Source organism: Kluyvera sp. EC_51 (assembly GCF_019584505.1).
In the GTDB taxonomy this organism is placed as follows: domain Bacteria; phylum Pseudomonadota; class Gammaproteobacteria; order Enterobacterales; family Enterobacteriaceae; genus Kluyvera; species Kluyvera sichuanensis.
In genome coordinates this window covers 219,929-243,900 of the sequence record NZ_VDAG01000024.1, presented here as the reverse complement: position 1 = coordinate 243,900, position 23,972 = coordinate 219,929, and the positions used below count along the sequence as shown (strand labels likewise).

Below are 23,972 nucleotides of genomic sequence, written 5' to 3'. Positions count from 1 at the left end.
TCCTGCTCAAAAGTGTTGAGCAGGATATCCAGCCGACATGATGTCGGCGCTTACGGGAGCATAGCTATGACTGATATTGCGCAGTTGCTTGGCAAAGACGCCGACAGCCTTTTACAGCATCGTTGTATGACCATTCCAGCCGACCAACTCTATCTGCCCGGCCACGACTACGTTGACCGGGTGATGGTGGATAACAACCGTCCGCCTGCCGTACTGCGAAATATGCAGACCCTCTACAATACCGGGCGTCTGGCGGGTACGGGCTATCTGTCGATTCTGCCGGTAGACCAGGGCGTTGAGCACTCGGCCGGGGCCTCGTTTGCCGCCAACCCGCTCTATTTTGACCCGAAAAACATTGTTGAACTGGCGATTGAAGCGGGCTGTAACTGCGTGGCTTCCACCTACGGCGTGCTGGCCTCGGTCTCTCGCCGCTACGCACACCGCATTCCGTTCCTCGTCAAACTGAACCACAACGAAACCCTGAGCTACCCGAACACCTTCGACCAGACGCTGTACGCCAGCGTCGAACAGGCGTTCAATATGGGCGCGGTAGCGGTGGGGGCAACCATCTATTTTGGTTCGCAAGAGTCTCGCCGTCAGATTGAGGAGATCTCTGCCGCTTTTGAGCGTGCGCATGAGTTGGGGCTGGTCACCGTGCTGTGGGCCTATCTGCGCAACCCGGCGTTTAAAAAAGATGGCGTGGATTATCATGTATCTGCCGACCTTACCGGGCAGGCCAACCATCTGGCCGCCACCATCGGCGCCGATATCGTGAAGCAGAAAATGGCTGAGAATAACGGCGGCTATAAAGCGGTGAACTTCGGCTATACCGACGAACGCGTCTACAGCAAACTGACCAGCGAGAATCCTATCGACCTGGTGCGCTACCAGTTGGCGAACTGCTATATGGGCCGTGCCGGGCTGATTAACTCCGGCGGCGCAGCGGGCGGTGAAACCGACCTTGCGGACGCGGTCCGTACGGCGGTCATCAACAAACGTGCGGGCGGTATGGGGCTGATTCTTGGCCGTAAAGCCTTCAAAAAATCGATGGCCGATGGCGTGCAGCTTATCAACGCCGTTCAGGACGTCTACCTCGACGGTAAAATCACCTTCGCCTGATTTTTGCCCATCCTCTCCCGCCTGGGAGAGGATAATGATCGTTCTCACACTTCCCCATCCTTTTGTGAAAAACATCACGCACCCTCGTGCGCATGCCCAAAAAACAGCCCGGCGTTAGCGGAATTTGTCCGTGGAAGTGGTGCTATTTTGTGCTTAGATTAGTGATGAAACGCCTTTTCAATTCCACAAAACCGTTTTACCGGAACCGTGTTTTACACAGACCCGTGGTGAATTAATCGCCATGTAGCATGTTGTATAAAGGACACTTAATGAAAATTGAATCTGTAAATGTCACCGTTTTCCAGCACCCTACGCGCCGCGTTTCCGACAGCGCCGGACACTCACATCCGGGCCCAGAAAGCATGGCCAAAATGGCGATGCTGACCATCACTGCCGACGACGGCAGCAAGGGCTACTCCTTTGCGCCGCCAGAAATCGTGCGTCCGTTCGTGGTTAACACCTTCTTCCGCAAGGTGCTGGTAGGGCAGGACCCGTTCGACCGTGAACGTATCTGGCAGGATCTGGTGCATTGGCAGCGTGGCAGCGCGCATCAACTGACCGAACGTGCGCTCTCCTTCGTTGAGCAGGCGTTATGGGACCTGATTGGGCGTAAGCTCAATATGCCGGTTTACAAGCTGCTGGGCGGCTATCGCGACAAAGTACCGGCCTACGGTAGCACCATGTGTGGCGATGACCTTGAAGGCGGCCTGTCCACGCCGGAAGAGTACGCGGCCTTTGCCGAAACGCTGGTCGCGCGCGGCTACAAAGCCATCAAGCTGCATACCTGGATGCCGCCGGTCTCGTTCGCACCGAACCCAAAAATGGATATCAAAGCCTGCGCTGCGGTACGTGAAGCGGTAGGCCCGGATATCGACCTGATGATCGACGGTTACCACTGGTACAGCCGCACCGAAGCGCTGTGGATTGGTAAAGAGCTGGAAAAACTCAACTTTGCCTGGTTCGAAGAGCCGATGGAAGAAGACAGCATGTCCTCCTACGCGTGGCTGGCTGAGAACCTCTCGATTCCGATTATCGGGCCGGAAAGCTTTGGCGGTAAACACCACAGCCGAGCCGACTGGGTGAAAGCCGGAGCCTGCGACATTCTGCGCGCAGGGGCCAACGGCGTGGGCGGCATTACGCCAACCATGAAGGTGGCAGCGCTGGCAGAGTCGTTTGGTATGGACTGCGAAGTACACGGTAACGGCGCGGCGAGCCTGGCGGTGATTGGCGCCATTCGCAACTGTCGCTGGTATGAGCGTGGTCTGTTGCATCCGTTCCTCGACTACGACCAGCCAGCGGCCTACCTGAACAGCATCGTCGACCCAATGGACGCCGATGGCTATGTTCACCTGTCTCAACGCCCTGGACTGGGCGAAGACATCAATTTTGCCTTTATCGAAGCCAATACCGTCAGCCACGACTGACACATAACAAATACAAGACAGGCACGGACGGATTCGTCGCCTGTCGTACCCTACAGGCGATAGATAGATGAAAAAATCCTCCTTGCTGGGAGCGTGTTTGCTCGCGCTTACCATGACGATGGGGAGCGGGGCGGCGTTGGCAAAAACGCCGCCGGATCAGCTCATTATCGGCATGAACATGAATAACCTCCTCACTCTCGACCCGGCGGCAATGACCGGTAACGAAGTGGTGGGGATAGTGGTGAATCTCTATGACTCGCTGGTCGAGCTTGACCCTGAACAGCTCACCAACGTTAAACCGGCGCTCGCCAAATCCTGGGATATCAGCCCGGACGGCAAAACGCTGACCTTCCATCTGCACAACAACGTCAAGTTTCACTCCGGCAACCCGCTGACCGCCGCCGACGTGGTGTGGTCGATGCGCCGCATTCTGCACCTTAACCTGGCGCAGGCATCGGTATGGAAATCCTACGGTTTTAGTAAGAAGAACGTCGACAAGCAGGTCACGGCGCTGGACGACTATACGGTGCAAATTGTCCTGCCTAAGGATAACGACCCGCAGCTGGTCATTTACTCGCTGGGGGCGCTCGGCAACCTTGGCGTGCTCGACAGTAAAACCGTGCAAAGCCATGAACAGAATAACGACTGGGGCAATAAGTGGCTGACGACTCACGAAGCCGGTTCCGGGCCGTTTACGCTGGAAACCTGGCAGGCAAAAGACGTGCTGCGCATGAAGCGCAACCCGGAGTACTGGCGCGGCGAGGCGAAGATGAACCGCGTGGTGCTGCGTCACTTCCAGGAATCGCAGACCCTGCGTCTGATGATTGAAAAAGGCGACCTTGATATTGCCAACAACATGGCGGTGTCGGATATCAACGCCCTGCGTAAAGACCCGCAGCTCACCGTTGACGCGGTACAGCGCGGCACCATGTACTACGTGTCGATGAGCATGAAAGAGCCGCACTTCGCCAACCCGAAAGTGCGTGAAGCGGTGCGCTACCTGATTGATTATCAGGGCATTAATAAAGCCCTGATGCCGGGCTATGGCGTGCTGCACCAGCGTCCGATCAAAGCCGGCATGCCGTCGACGCTGCCGGACCCTGGCTACACCTTTGATCTCGCGCGGGCGAAAAAGCTGCTGGCGGAGGCCGGATATCCTGACGGCTTTGACACCACGCTGCGCGTACTCGCCGACCAGCCGTTCCTCAATATCGCCATTGCCGTGCAGTCCACGCTGATGCAGGCGGGCATTAACGCCAAAATTATCACCGGCACCGGCAACCAGATTTACGGCGCGATGCGCGAACGTAAGTTCGACATGCTGGTAGGACGCGGCGGCAGCGGTATGGAACCACATCCGCACTCCAGCCTGCGTGCGCTGGTCTATAACCCGGACAACAGCGATGAAGCGCGCCTGACCAACTTCCAGGGCTGGCGCACCGGGTTCTATGACAAACAGCTTAACGAGATGATCGACGGCGCGCTGCTTGAGCGTAACCCACAAAAACAGATTGCCGATTATCAGGCCATTCAGACCCGCTTCGACGCGCTGATCCCGGCGATGATCCCGGTGTCGCAGATGGTCGACTCGGTGGTGGTGCGTAACGAGGTGAGGGAGTACAAGCCGCATCCGTCGGCCACCACGTTCCTGCGTGAAGTCTACAAAGTCAGCGAAGGAGATAAAGGATGAGTACGGCAATTCTTGCGCCCGGCTCCCGGACCCGGCGCTTCTCAAAACGGTTGTTGCAGGTGGCGATTACGCTGTTCGGCCTGCTGCTGTTGACCTTCTTTATTGGCCGCGTGATGCCTATCGACCCGGTGCTGGCGATTGTCGGCCCGGATGCCGACCAGAGCACCTATCAGCAGGTCTATCATCAACTGGGCTTTGACCAGTCGCTGATGACCCAGTTTGGCATCTACTTTGTCAATCTGCTGCATGGCGACCTCGGCAATGCGCTGCTGACCGGCAAACCGGTGACCGATGACATTATCCGCGTCTTCCCGGCCACTATGGAGCTGGCGACGATGGCGATTATCGTCGGCGCGGGCCTTGGCATTCCACTGGGCGTATTGGCGGCGGCGCGCCGCAACAGTATCTCCGATTATGTGGTGCGCATTATCAGCCTCGCTGGTTACTCCACGCCGATTTTCTGGGTGGGGATGATGGGGCTGCTGGTGTTTTACGCCTGGCTCGGCTGGGTGGGCGGCGCGGGGCGCGTTGACCTGGGGCTGGACGGCATTGTGCCGCGTCGCACCGGGCTGATGACCGTCGATGCGCTGCTGGCCGGAAACAGTGAAGTGTTCTGGAACGCCATTAACCACCTGATCCTGCCGGCGGCGCTGCTGGGCTTCCACTCGCTCGCCTACATCAGCCGTATGACCCGCAGCTTTATGCTGGCGCAGCTGTCGCAGGAGTTCATCATCACCGCGCGCGTCAAAGGGCTGACCGAGCGTCAGGTTATCTGGAACCACGCGTTCCGCAACATCCTCGTCCAGCTGCTGACGGTGGTGGCGCTGGCCTACGGTTCACTGCTGGAAGGGGCGGTGTTAATTGAAACCGTCTTCTCCTGGCCGGGCTTTGGCTCCTATCTCACCGGCAGCCTGCTGCTGGGCGACATGAACGCGGTGATGGGCTGCGTGCTGCTGGTTGGGGTGATCTTCGTGATGCTCAACCTGCTCTCCGACATGCTGTATCAATTCTTCGACCCGAGGACAAAATCATGACGGTTTCTCTCGATAGTCGACTCTCCAGCGCCTCCGGCGAAGGCCGCCAGCGTTTGCTGCGCGGGCTGGCAAGGGCGGGGGGATTTATCGGCAAGATGGCGCGTAATCCGCTGACCGCTATCGGCGGCGGGATTATCTTCCTGCTGCTGGTGGTGGCGATATTCGCCCCGCTGATTGCCCCCTATAACCCGCTGGTGCAGGACTTAAACAACGCGTTGATGGCACCGAATGCCCAGCACTGGTTCGGTACCGATGAATTTGGCCGCGATATCTTTAGCCGCCTGGTGTACGGCGCGCGGATTACGCTCTACATCGTGCTGCTGGTGTCGGTCACCGTGGGCCCGCTGGGGCTGCTGCTCGGCGTTTGCGCGGGCTACTTCGGTGGCAAGGTCGATATGGTGCTGATGCGGGTGACCGATATCTTCATCTCCTTCCCAAGCCTGGTGCTGGCGCTGGCGTTCGTTGCTGCCTTAGGCCCTGGGCTTGAGCACGTGGTGATTGCGATTACCCTGACCGCCTGGCCGCCAATTGCGCGTCTGGCGCGTGCGGAAACCCTGTCGCTGCGTCAGGCCGACTTTATCTCTGCCGTCCGTTTGCAGGGGGCCTCTCCGGCCCGCGTGCTGTGGCGTCACATTGTGCCGCTGTGCCTGCCGTCGGTGATCATCCGTATCACCATGAACATGGCGGGGATCATCCTGACCGCCGCCGGTCTGGGCTTCCTTGGCCTCGGTGCGCAGCCGCCCGATCCTGAGTGGGGGGCGATGATCTCCAGCGGCCGTACCTACATGATGGAGTGCTGGTGGGTAGTAACGATCCCGGGGCTGGCGATTCTTATTAACAGCTTAGCGTTCAACTTCTTAGGAGATGGCCTACGTGACATCCTCGATCCTCGCAGCGAATAACGCTGCACCGCTGCTCGACGTACGCGATTTAAGCGTGGATTTTGTCAACGGCAGCGCGGTAACCCACGCGGTGCGCGGTGTCTCCTTCCAGCTTGGGCAGGAGAAGCTGGCGATAGTCGGTGAATCCGGTTCCGGGAAATCCACCGTGGGCCGCGCGCTGCTGCACCTGCACCCGAAAAAAGCGCGCATTGATGCTAGCCGGATGCAGTTTGGCGATATCGACCTGCTGAACGCCAGCGAGGCGCAGATGCGCGCCTTTCGCGGCAAGCGTATTTCGATGATTATGCAGGACCCGAAATATTCGCTGAACCCGGTGGTGCGCGTCGGCGACCAGATTGCCGAAGCCTGGCTGACTCACCATCCGGGTTACAAAACCGAGGCGAAAGCCAAGGCGATGGAGATGCTCGACGTGGTGCGCATTCGCCAGCCGGAGCGCGTCTACAACCTCTATCCGCACGAGATTTCCGGCGGGCAGGGGCAGCGCATCATGATTGCGATGATGCTGATAACGGACCCTGAGCTGGTGATTGCCGATGAGCCGACCTCGGCGCTCGACGTGTCGGTACGTTTGCAGGTGCTGGGGCTGCTGGATGATCTGGTGAAGTCGCGCGGGCTGGGGCTGATATTTATCAGCCACGACATTAACCTGGTGCGCAGCTTCTGCGACCGCGTGCTGGTGATGTACGCCGGGCGAGTGGTGGAGTCGATTGCCGCCTGCGACCTCGATAACGCCACCCATCCCTATACGCAAGGGCTGATTAGCGCCCTGCCGGATATGCACCATCGCCGACCGGTTCTCCCGGTGCTACAGCGTCAGACCAGCTGGCTGACCGATTAAGGAGCGCACGATGATTGAAGTGAACAACTTAAGCCTGGTGTTTGGCGAGGGCGAAAAGCGCAACCAGGTGCTGTTTGACGTCAATTTCCACGTTAAGCCGGGCGAGATTTATGGCCTGGTGGGGGAGTCAGGCTCTGGGAAAACCACGGTGCTGAAGTGTCTTGCCGGGCTGTTTAACCACTGGCAGGGCGAGCTGGCGATTAGCGGCCAGGGGCTGGCGCATAAGATCAGCCGCGAGCGCTGTCGTCAGGTACAGATGGTGTTTCAGGACCCGTACGGGTCCTTGCATCCGCGCCATACCATTGGCGACATTCTGGAAGAGCCGCTGCAAATTAACGGCATCGGCGAGCGGGACCGGCGCATCAACACGCTGCTCGACCGCGTGGGGCTGAACCGCGCCTTCCGCGACCGCTATCCGCACCAGCTTTCCGGCGGCCAGCGCCAGCGCGTGGCGATTGCTCGCGCGCTGATCCTCGAACCGCAGGTGCTGTTGCTCGATGAACCGACCTCGGCGCTGGACGTGTCGGTGCAGGCGGAGATCCTCAATCTGCTGGCGGAACTGCAAAAAGAGTCGAACCTGACCTACCTGATGGTGACGCACGATCTGGGCGTGATTGCCCACCTCTGCCAGAAGGTGGCGGTGATGCAGTACGGCAAGATCCTTGAAACGCTGACGGTTGATGCGCTGGTTAACGGTGAAGCGCAAACGCCGTATACGCAGATGCTGGTTAACGCCAGCCGTCAATATACGCGAGAAATGGCGCGCGAGGTGGCGGCGTATTAAAACCCGTAGCCCGGCCGAGCAAAGCGACGCCGGGTTTAGCTCAGTGCATGGCCCCGGCGTGGCCGGGCTACTCGAACTCTGGGAAATCATAAAAATGGATAAAAAATCCTTCCGTCTTGCTCTTCCTCTTGTCCTCTGTGCCTGTTCTGCCTCCGCGCTGGCGGCGGAAACTGTCGACCTGCGAATGTCCTGGTGGGGCGGCAACGGCCGTCATCAGGTCACGCTGAAGGCGCTGGAAGCCTTCCATCAGCAGTATCCGGATATCAACGTCAAAGCCGAATACACCGGCTGGGATGGGCATACTTCGCGCCTGACCACGCAACTGGCGGGCGGCACCGAACCGGACGTGATGCAAACTAACTGGAACTGGCTGGCGCTGTTCTCTAAAGACGGCAACGGCTTCTACGATCTCAACAAAGTGAAAGATGAGATTGGCCTCGATCAGTTCACCGCCAAAGACCTCCAGCCGGTCACGGTCAAAGGTAAGCTGAACGGCATCCCGGTCGCCATGACCGCGCGTATCTTCTACTACAACGATCAAACCTGGAAAAAGGCGGGGATCGGTTACCCGAAAAACTGGGATGAGCTGATAAGCGCCGGGAAAACCTTTGAGAGCAAGCTCGGCAAACCGTACTACCCGGTGGCCCCGGAAAGCCTGGGCGTGCTGGCGTTGCTCAACTCCTATATGGTGCAGAAGTACAACATTCCGGCTATTGACCAGCAGAGTAAAAAATTCACCTACAGCGACGCGCAGTGGGTCGAGTTTTTCCAGTTGTATAAAACGCTTATCGACAACCACGTCATCCCGGATATGAAGTACTACGCCTCGTTCGGCAAGGGCAATATGTACGAAATGAAGCCGTGGATTGAAGGAGAGTGGGGCGGCGTTTATATGTGGAATACCGCCGTCACCAAATACTCGGATAACCTCAAGCCACCGGCGAAGCTCGAACTGGGTGATTATCCGATGCTGCCGGGGGCCACTGACGCAGGGCTGTTTATGAAACCGTCGATGATGCTGTCGATTGGCAAAACCACTCAACACCCAGAAGCAGCAGCGAAGCTGATTAACTTCTTGCTGAACAGCAAAGAGGGCGTCACGTTACTGGGGCTGGAGCGCGGTGTGCCGCTGAGCAAAAGCGCGGTGGCAACGCTGACGGCGGCGGGGGTGATTAACGACAAAGATCCGTCGGTTGCCGGGATTAAACAGGCGCTGGCGCTGCCGACCACGCTTTCCGTGTCGCCGTATCTGGAAGACCCGCAACTGGTGCAGGAGTTTGATAGCGCGCTGCAGTCGATTGATTACGGTAAGAAAACCGTCGCCGAAGCGGCAACGGATTTCAAACGCCAGTCAGAGCGCATCTTAAAACGCGCAATGCGTTAACGTAGCAGCGGACAGTCCGGCGGCAGGCGACAGCGTAATGCCGCCGGTAAAATCTCCATGCGGAAGGTTTTACCGCTCAGCGGTTCGCCGTCGAGGTTAAAGGTCATCTCATGCGGTGCGGTGACCTCAAACCACGGTGAAACGCTATCCACCAGGTTTTCCGCGCCATCGTTGCTGGCAAGCGTATTAAACAGCGCCGGAATAAGCTCTTCTCCGGTGAAAATACGCAGGTGCAGTAGGCCGTCGTTAATCAACGCATCCGGGCATAGCTGCTGCCCACCGCCCGCCTGACGTCCGTTGCCGATACCGATAACCAGCGCGTCGCCCTGCCAGTGAAAGTTCTCGCCGTGAATTTCGCAGCGGTCAGGCTTCAGGGTGTCCATCCGCATCAGCCCATGAATCAGGTAAGACACGCCGCCCAGCGCGGCTTTTAGTTTCTCTGGTGTTTCGGTGGTAATGCGCGTGCCGAAGCCGCCGGTGGCCATATTGATAAAACAGGTTTTATGGTTCACCTGGGCGATATCAACCGGCACGTCACGACCGGCAATGGCGAGCTTCAGCGCATTGGCCAGATCGGTTGGAATATTGACGCTGGTGGCAAAGTCGTTGGCGGTACCGAGCGGCAAAATACCGAGGGCCGGTACCTCGCGGCTTTCGCTGTGGATCAGCGCCGTCGCCACTTCGTTAATCGTCCCGTCGCCGCCGCCCGCAATCACCGTCTCGACGTTCAGGCGAATGGCCTCTTCCACGTAACGCACTGCATCACCTTTCTCCCAGGTAACGCGAACATGAATGGTCACGCCCTCATCGCGCAGCAGTTCAACCGCCTCGCGCAGTTGAGGGGTATTGGCACCCTTGCCGTTTAAAATCAATAAGCTTGCAGGAAAGTCGGACATCCGTGGTACCTCTTTGTGGGGTATGCAAAGAGTGTAACAAAGGATACGCAGATGTGCCTGTTGTCTCTTATAGGTGACAAATATCTTGCCCGCCTGTCTCTTATAAGTGACAATTAAAACGAGCAAAAGGAATGAGGGTAAAGGGATGTACACATCTCAATTCTATCAGGATGAAAATGGCAATAAGCCTTTTAGCGATTGGCTGGCTCGGTTAAAAAAGAAAGATCGAATAGCCGCCGTGAAGATCGATACCGGTTAGACCGGGCTGAGTCTGGAAATTTCGGAGACCACAAGTTTGAAAGGGATGGTGTCTGGGCGTTACGTATTGATAATGGCCCCGGCTATCGAGTGTACTACTCCTTAGAAGACGGCGAGATTATCCTATTACATATCGGCGGTACGAAGAAAACTCAGGCCGCAGATATCGATAAGGCAGTTGAATATCTTAGAGATTTTAAAGTGAGGGCTAAATGACATCAGCGACTAAAAAAGTAGGGGCCATCGCCCCAGCGGTAGACCGTGACAAGCTCATGATCGAAGCATTTCGCGCTGATCCTGATTATGCTGACCTCTATCTAAAAACAGCGCTAGAAGAGATTAACGAAGAAGGTGGTTTAGGGGGATTCCTCATCGCATTACGCCGCGTATTAGAGGCGCGCGGTGGTATCGCTGAAGCAGCGAAAAAGACCGGTCTTGCGCGTCAGAGCATTTATCGTGCGTTATCTGAGAAGGGAAACCCAACGGTCACCACGCTTGCCCAGCTTGCCGCGGTAGCAGGCTTACAGCTCACGTTAAGTAAAGCGCCACACTGAACGGCCTGTTAGAAAAAAATAAGCCCGTGTAAGGGAGATTACGCGGGCTAAGGAGGTGGTTCCTGGGTACAGCTAGCATTTATGGATTATGTTTTTCAGCGAAGCGAATGATATCTACAATCGATTATTCCGTCTGTGATCCATTTCTAAGAATCTTTGCTATTGAAAAACAATATAAATGCACTAGCCGTTATGCGGATTCCGAGTGGATTCTCCTGCGAAGTTACGCATCAGCAGGCCATACTCCAGCGCCACGTCTTCCGGCACGGGTAACCATACGGTGTGCCCATCGCCAGGTGCGACGGACGTGGCTTCACCTTTGCTGTTTTCCATGTGCTCGAGGGTGAAGTTGACGTTGCCCTGTGGGGTCATCATCTCCAGGCTGTCGCCGACGGTGAATTTGTTTTTGACCGCAACGGCAGCCAGATTGCCTTTACGCTCACCGGTGAATTCGCCGACAAACTGCTGACGCTCGGAGACGGAGTAGCCGTGCTCGTAGTTCTGGTAGTCATCGTGAGTGTGACGACGCAGGAAGCCTTCGGTATAGCCACGGTGCGCGAGGTTTTCCAGGGTTTCCAGCAGGGAGGCATCGAACGGTTTGCCCGCGGCGGCGTCGTCAATGGCCTTGCGATAAACCTGAGCGGTACGGGCGCAGTAGTAATGCGATTTGGTACGGCCTTCGATTTTCAGCGAGTGCACGCCCATCTGGGTCAGACGCTCAACGTGAGCGATGGCGCGCAGATCTTTGGAGTTCATGATGTAGGTACCGTGTTCGTCTTCAAAGGCGGTCATGTACTCGCCCGGACGTTTGGCTTCCTCAATCATAAAGACTTTATCAGTTGGCGCGCCGATGCCGAGGGTTGGCTCAACGTTTTGCACCGGAATTGGCTCGAATTTATGGACGATGTTGCCCACGTCGTCTTCTTTACCTTCCTGAACGTTGTATTCCCAGCGGCAAGCGTTGGTGCAGGTGCCCTGGTTCGGGTCACGCTTGTTGATGTAGCCGGAGAGCAGGCAGCGGCCGGAGTAGGCCATGCACAGCGCGCCGTGAACGAAGATCTCGATCTCCATATCCGGCACCTGGGTACGGACTTCTTCAATCTCTTCCAGCGACAGTTCGCGGGAGAGGATCACGCGGGTCAGCCCCATCTGTTTCCAGAATTTTACCGTCGCCCAGTTCACGGCGTTGGCCTGCACGGACAGGTGGATGTCCATCTCCGGGAAGTTTTCACGCACCAGCATAATCAGGCCTGGGTCAGACATAATCAGCGCATCCGGCCCCATATCCACTACTGGCTTCAGATCCCGAATAAAGGTTTTCAGCTTGGCGTTATGCGGGGCGATGTTCACCACCACATAGAACTTTTTACCCAGCGCATGGGCTTCGTTGATGCCGAGCTGCAGATTTTCGTGATTGAATTCGTTGTTACGGACGCGCAGGGAGTAGCGTGGCTGGCCAGCGTAAACTGCATCGGCACCGTAAGCGAAAGCGTAACGCATATTTTTCAGCGTTCCCGCCGGGGAGAGGAGTTCCGGTTTAAACATGATTATCTCGTTCTGATGACAGGTCAGATTCGTCGCACCTGATGCGGCGAGTTGGGGAGTGCCCCCACATTAAGGGCGGGCATTGTAGCGCTGTGGGGGAGGGGAGTAAACCTTTGTACGCTTTATGCCGGATAAGCGTAGCGAGCGCCATCCGGCAATCTGTCAGATTACGCCATGCGGCAGGCGTCAGCTTCCCAACGGTAGCCCACCCCATAGACGGCGCGGATAAACGACTGCTCGGCGTCCAGTGACTCCAGCTTGCGGCGCAGGTTTTTGATGTGGCTGTCGATGGTGCGGTCGGTCACCACGCGGTAATCATCATAGAGATGATTGAGTAACTGCTCGCGGGAAAAGACCTTCCCCGGCTCCTGCGACAGGGTTTTCAGCAGGCGGAACTCGGCGGGGGTGAGGTCGAGCAGGCGGTCGCGCCAGGAGGCCTGAAAGCGGTTTTCATCCACGATAAGCGGGCTCTGGGCATCCATCGTCTGAAGTTCAGCGCGTGGCTTGCAGCGGCGCAAAATGGTTTTCACGCGCGCCACCACTTCACGTGGGCTGTACGGCTTACAGATATAATCGTCGGCACCAATCTCTAAGCCCAGCAGGCGGTCTATCTCTTCGATTTTGGCGGTCACCATCACGATCGGCACATCGGAGAAGCGGCGAATTTCGCGGCACAGCGTCAGACCGTCGGTGCCCGGCAGCATCAGATCCAGCAGGATAAGATCCGGCGGCGTTTGATGAACGTACGGCAGCACTTTATCCCCGTGGCTAATCAGTGTCGGGGCATAGTGGGCCGCCAGCAAATAGTCGATGAGCAGTTGTCCCAGCTTCGGTTCATCTTCAACAATCAGAATGCGTGGGGCGTTTTCATCAATCGGTAAATCGGTCATATCTCTCTCGGTATTGCACGTTCCAGCGGTAACTCTACTTTAATGCTAACCCCGCCAAAAGGCGAATGTCCGACGTTTAGCTGCCCGCCGTGGGCAGTGACGATGTTGGCGCAAATCGCCAGCCCCAGGCCGGAGCCGCCGCTGGCACGGTTGCGAGAACCTTCGGTACGATAGAAGCGTTCGCACAGTCTTGCCAGCTGTTCGTCGGTAACGCCGGGGCCGCTGTCGGCGAACTCCAGCACGATATGCTGCGCGTCGAGCGCGGTGCGAATCAGCACCTGGCCGCCGCTGTCGGTGTAACGCAGGCTGTTTTCCAGCAGATTGTTGAACAGCTGCATTAAGCGGTCGGGGTCGCCAAATACGCTGGCGCTTTCCACCAGCGCCAGATTGAGCGTCAGGCCGCGGCTGGCAAGGCGTTCGCGGAAGGCATCGGCAGCAATTTCCAGCAGCGCGATGATATCGACGGTGGATTTCTGGTAGGCCAGCGCCCCTTCGTCAGACATGGATAGCTGATGCAGGTCATTGACCAGCTTGGTCAGCGTGGCGACTTCGGCCTGGAGCGAAGTCACCGACTCAGGGGTAAATTTGCGTACCCCATCCTGTATCGCTTCCAGCTCGCCGCGCAGCACCGCCAGCGGGGTGCGCAGCTCGTGGGAGATATCGGCCATTAAATCCCGGCGCATCTGCTGGTTTTTTTCCAGCGTACTGGCGAGCTGGTTAAAGTCTTTCGCCAGTCTCCCCAGTTCATCGCCGCTGGTCACCGGGACGCGGGTGGAGAAATCGCCCGCCGCCAGCTTATGGGTGCCTTCTACCAGCCGTCTGACCGGGGCAATCAGGCCGCGGGCCAGCGGGAAGGTGGCCAGCGCGGCGAGCAGCGTTGCCAGCCCGACGATAAGCCAGCTGGTACGACGCTGCTGCTGATCAAAGTTGATGTCGGTGTTGCGCGTCAGGCGCTCTACCGGCGAGGCGATCACCGCGCCCACCTCCATACCGTTGACGATAATGCCGCGCCGGGAGCCGTCATGGGGTACCGCTTCGCGCGGGCCAACCAGCACCCGGGCGTTTTGATCGACCACCCAGAACTGGGTGCGCCAGCCGTGCGGCGGCATGCCGCCACGATCCGGGCCGCGAGGTGGCTCCCCGTCCGGCCCCGGAGGGCCAGGCGGTTGGCGCTCTTCGTTATTGTCATGCTCAAAAGAGCGCAGGATTTGGAAAATAAAACGGTCGTTATTACGTAAAAAGCGCCAGTTCCCATGTTGGGCATACTGCTCCGCCAGCGCATCACTCAGCAGCTGGAGCCGCTGTTCGTTGCCGCGCTTGATATAGTCAATAAAGCCGCGCTCAAAGCTGATGCGCACGGCCCAGTGCATGCTGATAAGCAGCACGATACAGGTGGCTAAAATGACCAGAAACAGTTTGCCGGAGATGCCCGGGCGCCATAGTTTCACGCTTTACTCCTTGAGTTTGTGTCGGGCGATCACCACGTTTTTGGTGGTGTCGTCCGGTACGCGGGCAAAGACCAACGCCGGGAGGGCAATAATCGCCGCCATGCAAAGATAGGTGTACATAAAGACGTGGTGCGTCGCGTCGCTGCCGACGGCGATATGCTGTTGACCGAAGGTGCCGAGCAGGATCCCGGCGATGGTGACGCCGATACTCATCGACAACTGCATGATCATCGACAGCAGGCTGTTGCCGCTGCTGGCAAATTCATCGGGCAGGTCTTTCAGCGTCAGAGTGTTCATCGACGAGAAGCGGCTGGAGTTCACCATTCCCTGAATGAACAAGATCACCGGCAGCGCGTAGTACCAGCCCGCCAGCGCGGTGAACATAAACAGCAGGCTGATAACGGCCAGGCTGACGGTGCTGACCACCAGCACGCGGCGATAGCCAAAGCGGTTCACCACCTGCACCACAATGCGCTTCATCCCCATGCTGCCCAGCACCATCGGAATCATCATCAGCCCGGCGTGGAACGGCGAGAAACCCATGCCAATTTGCAGGAATACCGGGGTCATAAACGGCAGCATGCCGCTGCCGATACGCCCGCTAAAGCTGCCGGCCAGGCCAAGAGAGAAGGTTGGCGTACGGAACAGCTTGAGGTTGAACAGTGCGCCATCGTTGCCGCGGGCGTGCCACAGATACATCACGATAGAGACGATGCCGATAGCCACCAGCGCACCCATCATCAACGGCGAGATGCCGAGGCCTTTTTGCCCATCCAGCGCCAGCGTTAAGGTGGCCATGCCCAGTGCCAGCACGACAAAACCCGCGATATCGAATCGCCGGGTCTGGACGGTGTAGTTCGGCATCAGCGCCAGCGTAGCAATACAGCCGATAATGCCGACCGGGATATTAATCAGGAAGATCCAGTGCCAGGAGGCGTACTCCACCAGAATCCCGCCGAGCGCCGGGCCGAGGAGCGGGCCAACCTGACCGGGAATGGTGACGAAGGTCATTGCCGCCATATACTGGTCGCGCGGGACGATTTTCATCACCGTCAGCCTGCCGACCGGCACCATCATGGCTCCGCCAATCCCTTGTAGTACGCGCGCCATCACCAGCTCGTTGAGCGTTCCGGCAAGCGAGCAGAACAGCGAACCGGCGGTGAACAGTACGATGGCGGTGAAAAAGATATTTCGCACCCCAACCCGGTCAGCCAGCCAGCCGCTGGCGGGCAGCATCACCGCGACGGTCAGCACGTAGGAGACCACTACCATGTGCATATGCAGCGGGCTCTCCCCGAGGCTTAGCGCCATTGAGGGGAGGGCGGTATTGACGATCGTGGTGTCCAGCGATTGCATAAAAAAGCCGAATGCCACGATCCAGAGTTGCCAGCGAACGTTGGCGGGTAGGTCAGTCATAGTTATTCAGTTACCGATTGTCGGGGTTGACGTGAAAAACGCAGACGCAGACGATCGAAGAACAGATAGACCACCGGGGTGGTGTAGAGGGTTAACAGCTGGCTCATCACCAGACCCCCTACAATGGTAATCCCCAGCGGTTGACGCAGTTCCGAACCGTCGCCCCCGGAGAGAACCAGCGGTAAGGCACCAAAAAGCGCCGCCAGCGTGGTCATCATAATCGGACGAAAACGCAGCAGACAGGCCTGGAAAATCGCCTCTTCCGGGGCGAGGTTACCGTTACGCTGCGCTTCAAGGGCGAAGTCGACCATCATGATGGCGTTTTTCTTCACAATGCCAATTAATAGCATGATCCCGATAAGGGCGATTAGGCTGAATGGGGCATCGAATAGCTCCAGCGCCAGCAGCGCCCCGACGCCCGCAGAGGGCAGCGTAGAGAGGATGGTCAGCGGGTGAACGTAGCTCTCATACAGGATCCCCAGCACAATATAGACCGTAGCAATTGCGGCAATGATCAGGATCACCTGCGAGTTCATTGTCTGCTGGAATACCTGCGCGGTACCGGCGAATGAGCCGCGCACCGTGGACGGCACGCCAAGCTGGGTCATGGTCCGCGTGATGGCATCGCTCGCTTCCGACAGTGATTTACCGGTCGGCAGGTTGAAAGAGACCGTCGATGCCGCCGACAGCCCCTGGTGGTTAACCGACAGCGGCGCATTGGCGGGCTGCCATTTGGCGAAGTACGACAGCGGAATCGCCTTGCCTTCGCTGTTAATCACGAACATTTTGTCCAGCGCGCTGACGTCCTGGGTATAAACCGGATCCACCTCCATCACTACCTTATACTGGTTCAACGGTTGGTAGATGGTGGAGATCTGGCGTTGACCAAAGGCGTTGTTCAGCAGGCTGTTGGCCGCTTCGACGCTGATCCCCAGCCGTGACATGGTTTCACGGTCATAGATAAGGTCCATTTCCGCGCCGTTGTCCTGCTGGTCTGAGTTGACGTCGGCTAACTCCGGCAGCGCCGCCAGCGCTTTACGAATTTTCGGTTCCCATTCCCGCAGCGCGCTGAGGTCGTCGGAGAGCAGCGTGTACTGATAGCTGGCGTTGGCCTGACGGCCGCCGACGCGAATATCCTGTACCGCCATCAGGAACAGGTTAGCCCCCGGCTCTTTGGCGAGCTTTTTACGCAGCCGATCGATAACCTGCTGCGCCGATTCATGGCGCACGTTGCGCGCTTTCAGGGTGATAAACATCATGCCGCTGTTAACCCGCGAGCCGCCGGTAAAGCCGGTGACGTTATCCACCGCCGGGTCTTCACGGATGATTTTCATAAAGTCCTGCAGCTTGCCGCGCATCGCCTGGAACGAGATGCTCTGGTCAGCCTGAATGCCGCCCATCAGCACCCCGGTATCCTGTTCCGGGAAGAAGGTTTTCGGCACCGTAATATACAACCAGATATTGAGCGCAATGGTGGCGAGGAACACCACGCCGACCAGTTTCGCATGCCCCAATACCCACTTCAGCGATTTACCGTAGCCCTGCTGCATGGCGACCAGCACGCGCCCAAATCCTTTGTTGCGGGTTGGCGAATGCCGACGGTTAGATTTCAGCATCCAGCCGCACATCATCGGCGTGAGGGTGAGCGAGACGGCGAGCGAAATAGCGATAGCCACCGACAGCGTGACGGCAAACTCCCGCAGCAGCCTCCCCGGCAGGCCGCCCATCAGTAACAGCGGCAGGAATACCGCGACCAGTGAAACGCTCATCGACAGAACGGTGAAGCCGACCTCGCGGCTACCCTGAAGCGCCGCCTGCATCGGTTTCATCCCGGCCTCAATATGGCGTGAGATATTCTCCAGCACCACGATGGCATCATCGACCACAAAACCGGTGGCGATGGTCAGCGCCATCAGCGACAGGTTATTGAGGCTAAAACCGCACAGATACATAGCGGCAAAGGTGCCAATCAGCGACACTGGCACCGCCACGGCGGGGATAAGCGTTGCGCGTCCGGAGCGCAGGAACAGGAAGACCACCAGAATGACCAGCGCGACGGAAATCACCAGCGTCTGCTCAACTTCCTCCAGCGAGGCGCGGATGGTGGGCGAGCGGTCCTGGGCGATTTGCAGGTCAATTGCCGCAGGAATGGTCTGTTGCAGCTCCGGCAGTTCCGCACGGATGCGGTCCACGGTGTCGATAATATTGGCTTCCGGCAGCTTGCGGATCATCAGCAAAATCGCCGGTTTGGCGTTGGTCATCCCGGCGTTGCGGACATCCTGTACCGAGTCGGTCACATTGGCGACATCGCCAAGGCGCACCGCGCCGCCGTTGTTGTAGTGAACGATCAGCGGCTGGTATTCAGCGGCTTTTTTCAGTTCGTCGTTGGTTTGTAGCTGCCAGCGGTGGGTGGTGTCGTCAATCGCCCCCTGCGGTTTGCGCACGTTGGCGTTACTGATGGCGGTGCGCACGGCATCCAGCGACACGCCCTGGTTAAACAGCGCCTGTGGGTTGAGGTCAACGCGCACGGCGGGCAGGGAGCTGCCGCCGACGTCGACGTCGCCCACGCCGTCAATTTGCGAAATGCTCTGCGCCAGTTGGGTAGAGGCGAAGTCGTACAGTTCGCCCTGGGAATAGGTGTCAGAGGTCAGCGTCAGGATCATGATTGGTGCATCTGACGGGTTAGCTTTACGGTAGGTCGGACGGCTCGGCATGCCGCTTGGCAGCAGATTCTGCGCGGCGTTGATAGCCGCCTGTACGTCACGCGCCGCGCCGTTGATATCGCGGTCAAAGTTAAATTCGAGAATGATGCGCGTACTGCCAAGCGAGCTGCTTGAGGTCATCTCGTTGACCCCCGCAATACGCCCAAGCGAGCGCTCCAGCGGCGTTGCCACGGATGAGGCCATGGTCTCTGGCGACGCCCCCGGCAGCGAGGCGCTGATCATAATCACCGGGAAATCGACCTGCGGCAGCGGGGCGACCGGCAGCAGGCGGAATCCGAGGATCCCGCACAGCGTAATGGCGAGCGAAATAAGAATCGTCGCTACCGGACGGTAGATGAAGAGCGCAAAAAATTTCACTTACGCTTCCTCTTCACGATGCGGGAACCGGCTTTTCAGGTACAGCGACAGTCGGTCGAACAGCAGATAGATAACCGGGGTGGTGAACAGCGTTAGCACCTGGCTTACTAACAGACCACCGACCATGCCAATCCCCAGCGGGCGGCGTAGCTCCGCGCCGACGCCGGTACTCAGCATCAGCGGCAGCGCCCCCAACAGGGCCGCCAGCGTGGTCATCAGAATTGGGCGGAAACGCAGCAGGCAGGCCTGGTAAATCGCCTCGCGCGGCGGCATGCCCTGTTCGCGCTCGGCGGCGAGCGCAAAGTCGATCATCATGATCGCGTTCTTCTTCACGATACCAATCAGCAGGATGATGCCGATGATGGCAATCACGTCTAGTTCGTTACCGGCAATCATCAGCGCCAGCAGCGCGCCGACGCCGGCGGTTGGCAGCGTCGACAGAATGGTGATCGGGTGGATAAAGCTCTCATAGAGCACGCCGAGCACGATATACATCGCTACCACCGCTGCGACCACCAGCCAGATAGTACTGCTCAGCGCCGACTGGAAGGCGAGGGTGCTACCCTGGAATTCAGTACGAATATCTGACGGCAGGTTCAGCGTTTTTTCGGTGTCCAGAATCGATTGCACCGCATCGCCCAGCGAGTACTTATCCGGCACGTTGAACGAAATGGTGGTCACCGGGAACTGGTCGAGGTGGTTTATCGACAGCGGCGCAAACCGCTGCTCAACTTTGGCAATCGCGGTTAACGGCACGATGCCGCCGTCGCTGCTGGTCAAGCGAATGTTATCAAGCGCTGCCAGCCCCGGCGTTTGGCGGGTATCGTGTTCGAGTACCACGCGATACTGGTTAGCCTGGGTGTAAATGGTGGAGATAAGACGCTGGCCAAAGGCGTTGTACAGCGCGTTATCGACGTCCGCCATCGAAATGCCCAGGCGGCTGGCGCTGTCGCGGTCAACGTTAACGTAGGCCACCAGCCCTTGATCCTGCCAGTCGCTGCTGACATCCGAGAGCTGCGGCAGTGCCTGAAGCTGTTCCATCAGTTGTGGTACCCACTGGCTTAACGCGTCCAGTGAGTTGGCCTGCAGGGTGAACTGATACTGCGTGCGGCTCACGGTAGTATCGATGGTCAGATCCTGCGTTGGCTGCAGATAGAGCTGGATGCCCGGAATGCGGTCAGCCGACTGCTGCAGACGGCTGATAACTGCCTGCACGCGGTCGTCACGCTCGCTCAGTGGCTTGAGGTTAATCTGTAAACGGGCGCTGTTGAGCGCCGGGTTGGTGCCGTCCACGCCGACGAATGAGGTCAGACTTTCGACCGCCGGGTCTTTGAGAATCGCATCGGCCACCGCCTGCTGGCGCTGCGCCATGCTGGCAAATGACACCGACTGCGGCGCCTGTAAGGTGCCCTGAATAATGCCGTTATCCTGCGTCGGGAAGAAGCCTTTCGGAATGGTCACCCACAGAATCACCGACAGCGCCAGCGTACCGAGCGCCACGCTCAGGGTTAACCACGGATGGTTCAGCACGCGGGCCAGCAGGTGCCCATAACCGGCAATCACCCGGTCAAAGAAACGCTCGCTGGCGCGGGAGAAACGGTTCTGTTTGCGCAGCGATTCGTGGCTGAGCATGCGCGCGCACATCATTGGCGTCAGCGTTAACGACACCACGGCGGAGATCAGTATGGCGACCGCCAGGGTGATGGCGAACTCGCGGAACAGGCGGCCAACGATATCACCCATAAACAGCAGTGGGATCAGTACCGCAATCAACGAGAAGGTGAGGGAAATAATGGTAAAGCCAATCTCGCCCGCGCCTTTCAGCGCTGCGGTCATCGGCTTCTCGCCTTTTTCGATATAGCGCGAGATGTTCTCAATCACCACGATGGCGTCATCAACCACGAAGCCGGTGGCAATGGTGAGCGCCATCAGCGTCAGGTTGTTAATCGAGAAATCAAGAAACACCATCACCGCGAACGTGCCGACCAGCGAGAGCGGCACGGCAACGCCGGGGATGATGGTCGCCGGAACGTTACGCAGGAACAGATAGATGATCATCACCACCAGCGCAATCGCCAGCATCAGCTCGAACTGGGTGTCGGAGACCGAGGCGCGTATGTTGGTGGTACGGTCGGAAAGCACCTCAACCTTGACCGATTTCGGCAGGCTCTCGGTGAGCTGCGGTAGCATCTGGCGGATGCTGTCGGCCGTGGAGATGATGTTAGCACCCGGCTGGCGCTGCACGTTCATCACGATGGCCTGTTTTTTATTGGCCCACGCGCCAAGCCAGGTGTTCTCTGCCCCTTGTTCCACGGTCGCTACATCGCCTAAGCGAATCGGCGCGCCGTTTTTGTAGGCGATAATCAGCGCCCGGTACTCCTGCGCCGACTGCATCTGGTCGTTTGCCGAGAGCGTCACCGCGCGCGCGGGGCCGTCGAGGCTACCTTTCGCCGAGTTAACGTTGGCGTTGGTAATGGCGGTGCGAATATCTTCGCTGGTCAGCCCGAGCGCGGCAATGGCCTGAGCGTTCAGCTTCACGCGCACGGCAGGGCGCTGACCGCCCGCCAGCGTTACCAGACCAACGCCGGAAACCTGCGAAATTTTCTGCGCCACGCGGGTCTCAACCATATCTTCCACTTCGGTCATCGGCGTGGCAGTTGAGGTGACGGCGAGGGTCATGATCGGCGGATCCGCCGGGTTGACCTTGCTGTAGACCGGCGGGTTAGGCAGGTCGCTTGGCAGCAGGTTGGTGGCGGCGTTAATCGCAGCCTGTACTTCCTGCTCAGCAACGTCCAGCGGCAGCGTGAGCTGGAACTGGAGGGTGACAACCGATGCGCCGCCGGAGCTTTGCGATGACATCTGCTTCAACCCGGACATCTGGCCGAACTGGCGTTCAAGCGGCGCGGTAATTGCCGAGGTCACCACGTCCGGGCTGGCACCCGGATAGAGCGTGACCACCTGAATCGTTGGATAGTCCACCTCCGGCAGCGCGGAGACGGGCAGAAAACGGTAGCCGATAATCCCGGCCAGCAGAATCGCCACCATCAGCAGCGTGGTGGCGACAGGGCGCATAATAAACAGGCGGGACGGGCCGCCCGTGTTGCTCGGCGGTAAAACTTGCATCAGCCGCGCGCTCCTTTATGACCGGCGGCATGGCCTTCAGCCGCCGCCGGTTTTTCCGTTCCGGAGGTGGTGGCATCGTGGGCGGTGACGACTTCCACTTTGGCCCCTTCGGTTAAGCGGTCGATACCGTCGGTCACCACGCGATCGCCTGCGGAAAGTCCGGCATCAATGACCACTTTCTGGCTGTCCTGAATGCCCGGCACCACGGTGTGTTTGCTGACTTTATTGTCGCTGTTCAGCACCCAGACAAAGTGACCGTCGTTGCCCATCTGCAGGGCGGCGGTAGGGATAACGACGGCGTTCTGCTGGGTATCGACCAGCATGCGGGCGTTAACGAACTGGTTCGGGAACAGCGCGTCGTCCTGGTTGTTAAAGCGCGCTTTGAGTTTGATGGTACCGGTGGTGGCATCAATCTGGTTATCAAGGCTCAGCAGCGTACCGGCGCTCAGCTTCTGCTTGTTGGTGCGGTCCCAGGCTTCAACCACCAGACTTTTGCCCGCTTTCTGTGCGGCAACCACGGTAGCAATATCATTTTCCGGCAGGGTGAAGACCAGGTCGATTGGGTGAGTCTGGGTCAGAACGACGATACCGGTGGTATCGCCGCTGGAGATCTGGTTGCCGATATCGACCTGTTTTAAGCCCACACGGCCATCGATTGGCGCGGTGATGCGACTCCAGTCGAGCTGCAACTGGGCGCTGGCGACGGCGGCTTCATCGGCTTTGATCGTCCCTTCGGATTCACTGACCAGCGATTGCTGGGTATCCAGTTCCTGACGGGAGATCAGGTTGGTTTTGACCAACTGCTGGTAGCGGGACAGATCACGACGTGCGTTGGCGAGCGTAGCTCTGTCTTTTGCCAGCTGCCCCTGCGCCTGGGCGAGGGCGACTTTGAACTGGCTTGGGTCAATTTCCGCCAGCAGATCGCCGGCTTTCACCTGCTGCCCTTCCTGGAAGTGAATCGCCATCAGCTGGCCGTCAACGCGGCTGCGGACGGTGACGGTGTTGGCAGCGGTAATGGTGCCCAGCCCGCTCAGATAGCGAGGTACCGCTTCGCTGGTGGCGGTGGTGGCCTGAACCGGCGCCAGCGTGCCGCCAAAGCGACCACCGTGACGACCGCCAGCGGCAGGCGCGCCCGCCGGTTTCGCGGCGGTGGAACCCGAGGTATCAGAATTGCTGCTGAAGTGCCAGATACCGAACGCGACTGCGACAGCCACCAGCACGGCCAGCGCAATGCGCCAGCGATAGTTATGAATGCCTTTCATTGTTATCCGTTTCTCGCCCTGAATCATTTCACGAAATGATACTAGTTTAGTTACGGAACGCTCAGAAAAAATGGAGGAAATATGAAAGACGGAAGGAATCGTCCGAATCCTGCGCGGCTTTACGAGTAGGCTCGCAAACTCTGGGGATGAAACTGCGGGCCGGACTAACGCGTGCTACCGTCAGCGGCGTTTAGCAGGGCGCTAAAACAGGAAAGCCCCTCCTGACGAAGGGGCCTTATATAAGGAAAGGGTTATGATGAAGCTAGTCATCATACTGGTGATACTCTTAGTGGTGAGCTTACCGGCTTACTAAGACACCAGGGGG

At 58.3% G+C, this 23,972-nt stretch carries 18 protein-coding genes and 1 pseudogene; 11 read left to right on the top strand and 8 right to left on the bottom strand.

Going from position 1 to position 23,972, the window contains the following annotated elements; all coding sequences use genetic code 11:
- Positions 1-66 precede the first annotated feature (66 nt).
- The 8 genes from fbaB to FHC49_RS07215 all read left to right on the top strand — a co-directional run bounded on the left by fbaB (position 67) and on the right by FHC49_RS07215 (position 9,175).
- On the top strand, positions 67-1,119 hold the full coding sequence (gene fbaB / locus FHC49_RS07250; RefSeq protein ID WP_220439403.1) for a class I fructose-bisphosphate aldolase: 1,053 nt from the start codon (positions 67-69) through the stop codon (positions 1,117-1,119).
- Positions 1,120-1,388: 269 nt separating this feature from the next.
- Positions 1,389-2,543 carry a mandelate racemase family protein gene (locus FHC49_RS07245; RefSeq protein ID WP_035894884.1) on the top strand — a complete coding sequence of 385 codons (1,155 nt, stop codon included), beginning with the start codon at positions 1,389-1,391 and terminating at the stop codon, positions 2,541-2,543.
- Between the two features lie 67 nt (positions 2,544-2,610).
- Positions 2,611-4,233: an ABC transporter substrate-binding protein gene (locus FHC49_RS07240; RefSeq protein WP_220439402.1), complete on the top strand. Its 1,623-nt coding sequence runs from the start codon at positions 2,611-2,613 to the stop codon at positions 4,231-4,233.
- Positions 4,230-5,267: an ABC transporter permease gene (locus FHC49_RS07235; RefSeq protein WP_220439401.1), complete on the top strand. Its 1,038-nt coding sequence runs from the start codon at positions 4,230-4,232 to the stop codon at positions 5,265-5,267. Before FHC49_RS07240 ends, FHC49_RS07235 begins: the two co-directional genes overlap by 4 nt.
- Positions 5,264-6,169 carry an ABC transporter permease gene (locus FHC49_RS07230; protein ID WP_220439400.1) on the top strand — a complete coding sequence of 302 codons (906 nt, stop codon included), beginning with the start codon at positions 5,264-5,266 and terminating at the stop codon, positions 6,167-6,169. The genes FHC49_RS07235 and FHC49_RS07230 overlap by 4 nt, the downstream gene beginning before the upstream one ends.
- Entirely contained in the window at positions 6,141-7,007 is an 867-nt protein-coding gene (locus FHC49_RS07225; protein ID WP_220439399.1) for an ABC transporter ATP-binding protein, read from the top strand. Before FHC49_RS07230 ends, FHC49_RS07225 begins: the two co-directional genes overlap by 29 nt.
- 10 nt (positions 7,008-7,017) lie before the next feature.
- Complete coding sequence (locus FHC49_RS07220; protein ID WP_220439398.1) at positions 7,018-7,791, top strand: ABC transporter ATP-binding protein; 774 nt, start codon at positions 7,018-7,020, stop codon at positions 7,789-7,791.
- Between the two features lie 94 nt (positions 7,792-7,885).
- The gene (locus tag FHC49_RS07215; RefSeq protein WP_255581212.1) at positions 7,886-9,175 is read left to right on the top strand and encodes an ABC transporter substrate-binding protein; all 1,290 of its coding nucleotides are present in this window, start codon (positions 7,886-7,888) and stop codon (positions 9,173-9,175) included.
- On the opposite strand, the gene yegS is transcribed toward FHC49_RS07215, so the two are convergent.
- Positions 9,172-10,071, bottom strand: coding sequence for a lipid kinase YegS (gene yegS / locus FHC49_RS07210; protein ID WP_220439397.1), 900 nt, complete (start codon positions 10,069-10,071; stop codon positions 9,172-9,174). The genes FHC49_RS07215 and yegS overlap by 4 nt on opposite strands.
- Before the next feature lie 145 nt (positions 10,072-10,216).
- On the opposite strand from yegS, the pseudogene FHC49_RS07205 reads away from it, so the two are divergent.
- Positions 10,217-10,545, top strand: a pseudogene (locus FHC49_RS07205) (type II toxin-antitoxin system RelE/ParE family toxin).
- Positions 10,542-10,883 (top strand): DNA-binding protein, encoded by a 342-nt coding sequence (locus tag FHC49_RS07200; RefSeq protein WP_185666963.1) that lies wholly within the window; start codon positions 10,542-10,544, stop codon positions 10,881-10,883. Before FHC49_RS07205 ends, FHC49_RS07200 begins: the two are co-directional and overlap by 4 nt.
- 183 nt (positions 10,884-11,066) lie before the next feature.
- Here the strand turns inward: FHC49_RS07200 and yegQ are convergent, their stop codons facing one another.
- The 7 genes from yegQ to FHC49_RS07165 all read right to left on the bottom strand — a co-directional run bounded on the left by yegQ (position 11,067) and on the right by FHC49_RS07165 (position 23,647).
- On the bottom strand, positions 11,067-12,428 hold the full coding sequence (yegQ, locus tag FHC49_RS07195) for a tRNA 5-hydroxyuridine modification protein YegQ (protein WP_220439396.1): 1,362 nt from the start codon (positions 12,426-12,428) through the stop codon (positions 11,067-11,069).
- 167 nt (positions 12,429-12,595) lie between these two features.
- A complete protein-coding gene (gene baeR / locus FHC49_RS07190; protein WP_220439395.1) occupies positions 12,596-13,318 on the bottom strand; it encodes a two-component system response regulator BaeR in 723 nt (240 codons plus the stop codon).
- Positions 13,315-14,766 carry a two-component system sensor histidine kinase BaeS gene (gene baeS, locus FHC49_RS07185; protein ID WP_220439394.1) on the bottom strand — a complete coding sequence of 484 codons (1,452 nt, stop codon included), beginning with the start codon at positions 14,764-14,766 and terminating at the stop codon, positions 13,315-13,317. Before baeS ends, baeR begins: the two co-directional genes overlap by 4 nt.
- Before the next feature lie 3 nt (positions 14,767-14,769).
- Entirely contained in the window at positions 14,770-16,182 is a 1,413-nt protein-coding gene (locus FHC49_RS07180; RefSeq protein WP_185666967.1) for an MFS transporter, read from the bottom strand.
- A gap of 2 nt (positions 16,183-16,184) precedes the next feature.
- Positions 16,185-19,262: a multidrug efflux RND transporter permease subunit MdtC gene (gene mdtC / locus FHC49_RS07175; protein WP_185666968.1), complete on the bottom strand. Its 3,078-nt coding sequence runs from the start codon at positions 19,260-19,262 to the stop codon at positions 16,185-16,187.
- On the bottom strand, positions 19,263-22,385 hold the full coding sequence (locus FHC49_RS07170) for an MdtB/MuxB family multidrug efflux RND transporter permease subunit (protein WP_220439393.1): 3,123 nt from the start codon (positions 22,383-22,385) through the stop codon (positions 19,263-19,265).
- The gene (locus tag FHC49_RS07165; protein WP_220439392.1) at positions 22,385-23,647 is read right to left on the bottom strand and encodes an MdtA/MuxA family multidrug efflux RND transporter periplasmic adaptor subunit; all 1,263 of its coding nucleotides are present in this window, start codon (positions 23,645-23,647) and stop codon (positions 22,385-22,387) included. The genes FHC49_RS07170 and FHC49_RS07165 overlap by 1 nt, the downstream gene beginning before the upstream one ends.
- A 253-nt stretch (positions 23,648-23,900) precedes the next feature.
- Here FHC49_RS07165 and FHC49_RS24660 point away from each other — a divergent pair, with 253 nt between their 5' ends.
- Positions 23,901-23,960 (top strand): type I toxin-antitoxin system Ibs family toxin, encoded by a 60-nt coding sequence (locus FHC49_RS24660; RefSeq protein WP_220439428.1) that lies wholly within the window; start codon positions 23,901-23,903, stop codon positions 23,958-23,960.
- Positions 23,961-23,972 lie beyond the last annotated feature (12 nt).